Annotated in this window: 5 protein-coding genes; all 5 read left to right on the forward strand. The window is 62.2% G+C overall.

What is annotated here, in order from left to right; all coding sequences use genetic code 11:
- Window positions 1-149: 149 nt before the first annotated feature.
- The 5 genes from QZZ60_RS10085 (at window position 150) to QZZ60_RS10105 (ending at window position 5,871) form a co-directional block, all read left to right on the forward strand.
- Complete coding sequence (locus tag QZZ60_RS10085; protein ID WP_295641055.1) at window positions 150-1,634, forward strand: helicase HerA-like domain-containing protein; 1,485 nt, start codon at window positions 150-152, stop codon at window positions 1,632-1,634.
- Window positions 1,635-1,709: 75 nt separating this feature from the next.
- The gene (locus QZZ60_RS10090; RefSeq protein ID WP_295641057.1) at window positions 1,710-2,786 is read left to right on the forward strand and encodes a Xaa-Pro peptidase family protein; all 1,077 of its coding nucleotides are present in this window, start codon (window positions 1,710-1,712) and stop codon (window positions 2,784-2,786) included.
- Window positions 2,787-2,946: 160 nt separating this feature from the next.
- Window positions 2,947-3,861 (forward strand): DUF2333 family protein, encoded by a 915-nt coding sequence (locus tag QZZ60_RS10095; RefSeq protein ID WP_295641059.1) that lies wholly within the window; start codon window positions 2,947-2,949, stop codon window positions 3,859-3,861.
- A 108-nt stretch (window positions 3,862-3,969) separates the two neighbouring features.
- Window positions 3,970-5,265 (forward strand): amidohydrolase, encoded by a 1,296-nt coding sequence (locus QZZ60_RS10100; protein ID WP_295641061.1) that lies wholly within the window; start codon window positions 3,970-3,972, stop codon window positions 5,263-5,265.
- 123 nt (window positions 5,266-5,388) lie between these two features.
- Window positions 5,389-5,871 carry a hypothetical protein gene (locus QZZ60_RS10105; protein WP_295641063.1) on the forward strand — a complete coding sequence of 161 codons (483 nt, stop codon included), beginning with the start codon at window positions 5,389-5,391 and terminating at the stop codon, window positions 5,869-5,871.
- The last annotated feature ends 192 nt before the right edge of the window (window positions 5,872-6,063 follow it).

Genomic DNA, 6,063 nt, shown 5'->3' on the forward strand with positions numbered 1-6,063 from the left:
GATACTCCCCTATAAAAATGGCTATTTATCAACTGTTTGTTGTGACATAGCCTTTCAGAAAAAGCCTTATGGTCCTATCTGCAGGGGCCGAAAAGGAAAACCTGTCCTTTTCCACCCCGCCTCCCGGCTCTGCCCGCAAAGGACAAACGATGCTTACTTCCGACCACCGACTTTTCATTGCCGCTGCTGAAAATCCCGCCTCCCTTGAGCCCGACGGCCGCCGGCTGTGCATGGAAGCACGCATGGCCAACCGGCACGGACTCATCACCGGAGCCACGGGCACGGGCAAGACCGTCACGCTCCAGACCATGGCCGAGAGCTTCAGCGCCATGGGCGTTCCCGTTTTTCTCACCGACGTGAAGGGCGACCTTGCCGCCATGTGCCGCCCCGGCGCTCCCGGCGGGAGCATTGCCGCGCGCATCGACGCGCTCGGCCTGAAAAAGCTCGGCTACGAAAATCGCGCCTATCCGGTGCAGTTCTGGGATGTCGCTGGAAAAAAGGGCACGCCGCTTCGCACCACCGCAAGCGACATGGGCCCCGTGCTTCTTGCGCGCCTTCTGGAGCTGAACGACGTGCAGACGGGCATTCTCAACCTCATGTTTCACGCGGCGGACGACCGCGGACTTCTGCTGCTCGACCTCAAGGACCTGCGCGCCATGGCCTCATGGACGGCGGAAAACCGCGCACTTCTCGCCTCACGATACGGACACGTGTCTCCCGCCAGCCTGGGAGCCATCCAAAGAAGCCTGCTTCGCCTGAACGACGAAGGCGCAGAAGCCTTCTTCGGCGAACCCGCACTCAACGTGGAGGATCTTTTCGCAACCGACAGTTCCGGCCGCGGCGTCATCAACGTCCTTGCCGCGGACGAGATCATGCAAAAGCCGCGTCTCTACGCCTCGGTGCTTCTCTGGCTGCTCTCGGAACTTTACGAACGGCTCCCGGAACAGGGCGACTCCGACAGACCACGTCTTGTGCTCATGTTCGACGAGGCACACCTCATGTTCAAGGACATTCCCGACGTTCTGCTCGAAAAGGTCGAACAGGTGGTCCGTCTCATCCGCTCGCGCGGCGTGGGCGTGTACTTCGTGACGCAGAACCCTTCGGACATTCCCGAAACCGTTCTCTCGCAGCTCGGCAACCGCGTGCAGCACGCCCTGCGCGCCTTCACGCCGAAAGATCAGAAAGCCGTGCGTGCCGCCGCCGAGACCTTTCGTCCCAATCCCGCCATGGACACCGAAGCCGTCATTTCCTCCCTGCGCACGGGTGAGGCGCTCGTGTCTTTCCTCGATGCCGAAGGCGCGCCCTCCATGGTGGAACGTGCGCTCATTCTGCCGCCGGAAGGCGGCATGGGCGCCATGAAAGACGAAGAACGCAGAGCCGTCATGGACAGCTCTCCCATGCAGCGGATGTACGGCACTCCCGTGGACCGCGAGTCCGCATGCGAGGTGCTGGAGGCTGAGCATCAGACCTCTTCCGAAAACAGCGAAGAGAGCGATTACCGCAGCCCGTGGGAAGACATGCTCGGTTCCGTGGTGAAGCAGGCGGGACGCACCATAGGCAGCACCGTGGGCAGAGAGCTGGGGCGCGCCGTCGTGCGCGGCCTGCTCGGAGGAATATTCGGGAAAAGGCGGTAATGACGCCGCCGTCCGGCGAACACGGAGCAAACGCTCCTTTCTTCCGCGCCGAAAGGCGCGGCATACGAGGACATCATGAACAAGGAAACCTTTGAGGCCCGCCGGGAAAACCTGCGCCGCCTCATGCATGAGGAAGGGCTCGACGCCCTCATCGTCTCTCAGCCCGCCAACCGCTTCTACCTTTCCGGGTTCGAGCTGCACGACTGCCAGTGCAACGAAAGCTCCGGCTGCCTCATCGTCATGAAGGACGGCAGGGACTGGCTGTGCACCGACTCCCGCTATGAAGAGGCCGCGGCAAAGCTCTGGGACAGGGAAAGGGTGTTCATTTACCGCGGAGCTTCGTCCGAAGCGCTCAACGGGCTGCTCAAGAATCTGTGCGGCACCGGCGTCGTCGGCATGGAGGCCGAGCATCTTTCCTGGAACTATGTGCAGCGTCTGGAACCCGGTCTCACGCTCAAGTCCGCCGACGGTCTGGTGGAAAAGCTGCGCGAGGTGAAGGATGAAGAGGAAATACGCCTCATTGCCGAATCCGTGGCGCTCAATCACAAGATGCTGGAATGGCTGCCTTCCGTGCTGGTTCCCGGTCAGGACGAAGCCGGCGCGGCCTGGGCCATTGAAAAATACTACCGCGAGCACGGCGCTTCCGAGCTGAGCTTTCCGTCCATCGTGGCCATGAACGCCAACGCCGCCCTGCCGCACTATGCCCCGGACTCTCCGGCCGTGTTCACGGACGAGTGCATGGTGCTCGTGGATGAAGGCTGCCGTCTGAACCGCTACTGCTCCGATCAGACAAGAACCTGGTGGATAGGAAACACGCCCTCCCCGCGCTTCACGGAAATGCTCGAGCGCGTGCAGGAAGCGCAGCGCCGCGCCATTGCCGCCCTGCGTCCCGGCGTCACGGGCAGGGAAGTGCATCAGATCGCCGTGGACTACTTTGCTTCCTGCGGCATGGACAAATACTTCACCCATTCCCTCGGGCACGGCGTGGGCCTTGAGACCCACGAAGGCCCCCGTCTCAGCCCCACCAGCATCAGCCCTCTTAAGCCGGGCATGATCGTCACCATCGAACCGGGCCTCTACTTCCCCGGATGGGGCGGCGCTCGCTGGGAATACATGGCCGTCATCACGGAAGACGGCTGCCGGGTGTTCTGACGCTCCTTTTTCCGTTCATGAAAGCGTCGGGCCGCCGTCCTCACACCTGTGGATGGAGCACCCAAAAACTCTGGACGGAACAGGGAGCATGATTATCTTTTCCTTGTCGGGACGGGGCCCGCTCCGTCCGACGGAACCACCCACTCTTCAGGAGACTCGCATGATTCACCCCGAAAAGCGGCACTTCATCATCGTAGCCAAAACGCTCGGCATTCAGGTTCTGCTGTTTGTCGGCATTCTGTTCACCGTATGGGGCTCACAGAAGCTCTACACGCTCATCGACCCCGTCAGGTTCCCCGTCTATCAGGCGGAAATCAAGGACGACATGACGGAACAGGAAAAGGGCGCGGCTCTGCTCTCCGCCCTCACGCACCGCATGGAAGCGGAACTTGACTCCACCTTCGGCTGGACGGCCAACGACATTCTGTTCAACCGCTGGATCATGGACAACCGCGCCTACCGGCAGTTCGGCACCTACGTGGCCACCAAGATGCTCTTCGATCACTACTCCACGGTCATCGCCAAGCTCGGCAACAACGACCGCGAAAACGACCTTCTCTACAACGCCCGTCTCAACTACTTCGCCATCAGCCCCCAGCGCTGGGGCATGCTGTTCATCCCCTCGGCGGAAGGCTCCTTCAAAAAGGCGCTTTCCATGACCGAGCAGTACAAGAAGGATCTTCTTGCGGGCAAGGCCGTCTACAACTGCCGCACCGACGACATCTATTCCGCCTTCAATCTCATCCTCGGCGAAACGGTGTTCGGCTACGCCCTCGGTCTGCTCAACGACAGCCAGGATCTGCCCTTCTACACTCTCGACAACCGCATCTACGAAGCGCAGGGCGTCATCATGGTGGTACGCGACTACCTCAAGGCCATGTATGAGCTGTACCCGGAAATCGGCAACAAGAACAACGAACAGAACATGGCCCAGGCCATGCGCTACATGGATCTCATCTGCAACTACGATCCCACGTACATCCCTTCGTCGTTCAACTCGGGAGAGCTCATCATTTCCTACCTGCTCTTTACCCGCAACCGTCTCACCGACCTCCGCGACAGCCTGAGAATCTGACGACGCCCCGGCTTCGGCCGGGCCCGGCCGAAGCCGGGGTCCGGCGCAAGACTGAAATGCACAGGGGAAGGAAGCCGTTCCTTCCCCTTTTCCTTATCCGAAACTGCCATGACAGAACTTCTTTCTTCCCTCACCCAGGAAAGCCTGACGACGCTTCGCAGGCTGTTCCACCGGCATGCCGAAGCTGGCATGGCGGAATTCTGGACCACCGCGCGCATCGCGGAAGAACTGGAAAGCTTCGGGCTTCTGCCCGTCGTCGGGGAAAGGGTCTCCCTGCCCGAAGCCCGCATGGGCATGCCGGACGACGAGGTGCTGCGGGCCGCGCTGGAAAGAGCCGGGCGCGAGGGCGCCCCGCAGCGCTGGCTTGACCGCATGAACGGCGTCACCGGGCTTGTGGTGGACATCCGACCGGACCTGCCCGCCCATACCGTGCTGCGCTTCGACATCGACGCTCTCAACGTTCAGGAAAGCAACGCTCCGGAGCATCGCCCGGCCCGGGAAGGCTTCGCCTCCCTGCACGAGGGACTGAGCCACGCCTGCGGTCACGACGGACACATCGCCATCGGACTGGGGCTGGCCCGGCAGCTCGCAGGCAAAAAAGAAACGCTCAGGCACAACGTCCGGATTCTCTTCCAGCCCGGCGAGGAAGGATGCCGAGGAGCCCGTGCCATGACCGCCGCGGGATGGCTTGCGGGAGCAAGGCATTTTCTTGCCGCCCACATCGGCATGCATGCCGATGTGGATCACTCCCTCGTATGCGGCGCGCGCGGCTTTCTGGCCACCACCAAGTTCGACGTGGAATTCAACGGCCGGGCCGCCCACGCCGGAGCCGAACCGCAGAAGGGCGCGAACTCCCTGCTCGCCGCGGCCAGCGCGGCCCTCAACATGCACGCCCTGCCCCGGCACGGGGACGGAGACTCCCGCGTCACCGTCGGCACGCTCAACGCGGGCAGCGGCCGCAACGTCATTGCCGATCACGCGCTCATGACCTGCGAAACGCGCGGAGCCACTACGGCGATCAACGACTACATGTTCGAACACTGCCGCTCCATCATCGAACACACCGCCGCCATGTACGACCAGCATTGCCGCATCCGTCTCATGGGCGGTTCCGACAGCGCGGACAGCGACGATTCCATAATCCGCATCGTCCGCGAGGCGGCCCGTGACGTACCGTGGTTTCATGAGGAGCTCATACGCGACACGGCGCCCGGCTACGGCAGCGACGACGCCTGCGTGCCCATGGCCGCCGTGCAGAAGCAGGGAGGCGACGCCGCCTATCTCATGCTGGGGAGCCGTCTTGCCGCGGGACATCACGCTCCGGACTTCGACTTCAACGAAGACACGCTCCTGCCCTCCGCAGAACTTCTCACCGATATCGTCCTCAGGCTCGACAACGTCTGAGCGCCCCTCCGGGCGGCGACAGGGCATCCTTTCGCCGCTCAGCGGCCGACATGACCGCTCTGGGCCTCCGCCCGGCCTGCCCGATCATCTCAAAAGCCGAAACCTTCAATTCAGGGAGTGCGCATGAAAAAGCTCCTGTTCTGCCTGGTCACCGCTTTTGTCGGGGTCTTTCTCTTCGCCGCCGTCTCCTCTGCCGATGAAGTGAAGACCGACGACTTCACCATCACGCTCGCCGACGGCTGGACGCAGCCCGACCCCGTTCAGAACGCGGACGGAACGACGATCGCCATCGTCCAGTATCCCGACGGCACGGGGGCGGTAAGCATTGCCGTCACGCCCGCTCCGCTTTCTGCCAAGGAGCTTGCCGAGCAGACGCTCAACAACATGAAGGCGGGCGGATTCACCGTTTCCTCTCCCGTGGCCTCCGGTGAATCCTATGTCGGAGAATTCTCCCAGCAGCAGGCCAAAGGCGTCAGCTACTTCACTTCCAACGGCAGGAAAGGCAGCGTCGTCACCATCGTCGGCACCGACACCGCTCAGGGCAAGGACTTTCTGAACAAGAACTTCAGGCCTGCCGACGCAAAACTCTTCCCGGCATCCTTCTGACGCCTTCCGGCATCAGGACGCAGAAACTCGGCTTTTTCTTCCGGCATCCGATGCCCGTTCACGTGCGGGCGTCGGATGCTTTTTTTTGCATCGTCGCACCCCGGCCCTCAAAACGCTCCGGGACTTCCACGCCTTGTGCGGCAACCTTCGTGCCCCCTCTTCTGTGCCGCTTCGCCCGCGAAGCGAAGATTC

The sequence above is a fragment of the uncultured Mailhella sp. genome (assembly GCF_905187505.1).
In the GTDB taxonomy this organism is placed as follows: Bacteria; Desulfobacterota; Desulfovibrionia; order Desulfovibrionales; family Desulfovibrionaceae; genus Mailhella.

Coding starts and splice junctions, on each gene's coding strand:
- QZZ60_RS10100 (WP_295641061.1), top strand. CDS start 3,970: ATGACAGAACTTCTTTCTTCCCTCACCCAGGAAAGCCTGACGACGCTT.
- QZZ60_RS10090 (WP_295641057.1), top strand. CDS start 1,710: ATGAACAAGGAAACCTTTGAGGCCCGCCGGGAAAACCTGCGCCGCCTC.
- QZZ60_RS10105 (WP_295641063.1), top strand. CDS start 5,389: ATGAAAAAGCTCCTGTTCTGCCTGGTCACCGCTTTTGTCGGGGTCTTT.
- QZZ60_RS10095 (WP_295641059.1), top strand. CDS start 2,947: ATGATTCACCCCGAAAAGCGGCACTTCATCATCGTAGCCAAAACGCTC.
- QZZ60_RS10085 (WP_295641055.1), top strand. CDS start 150: ATGCTTACTTCCGACCACCGACTTTTCATTGCCGCTGCTGAAAATCCC.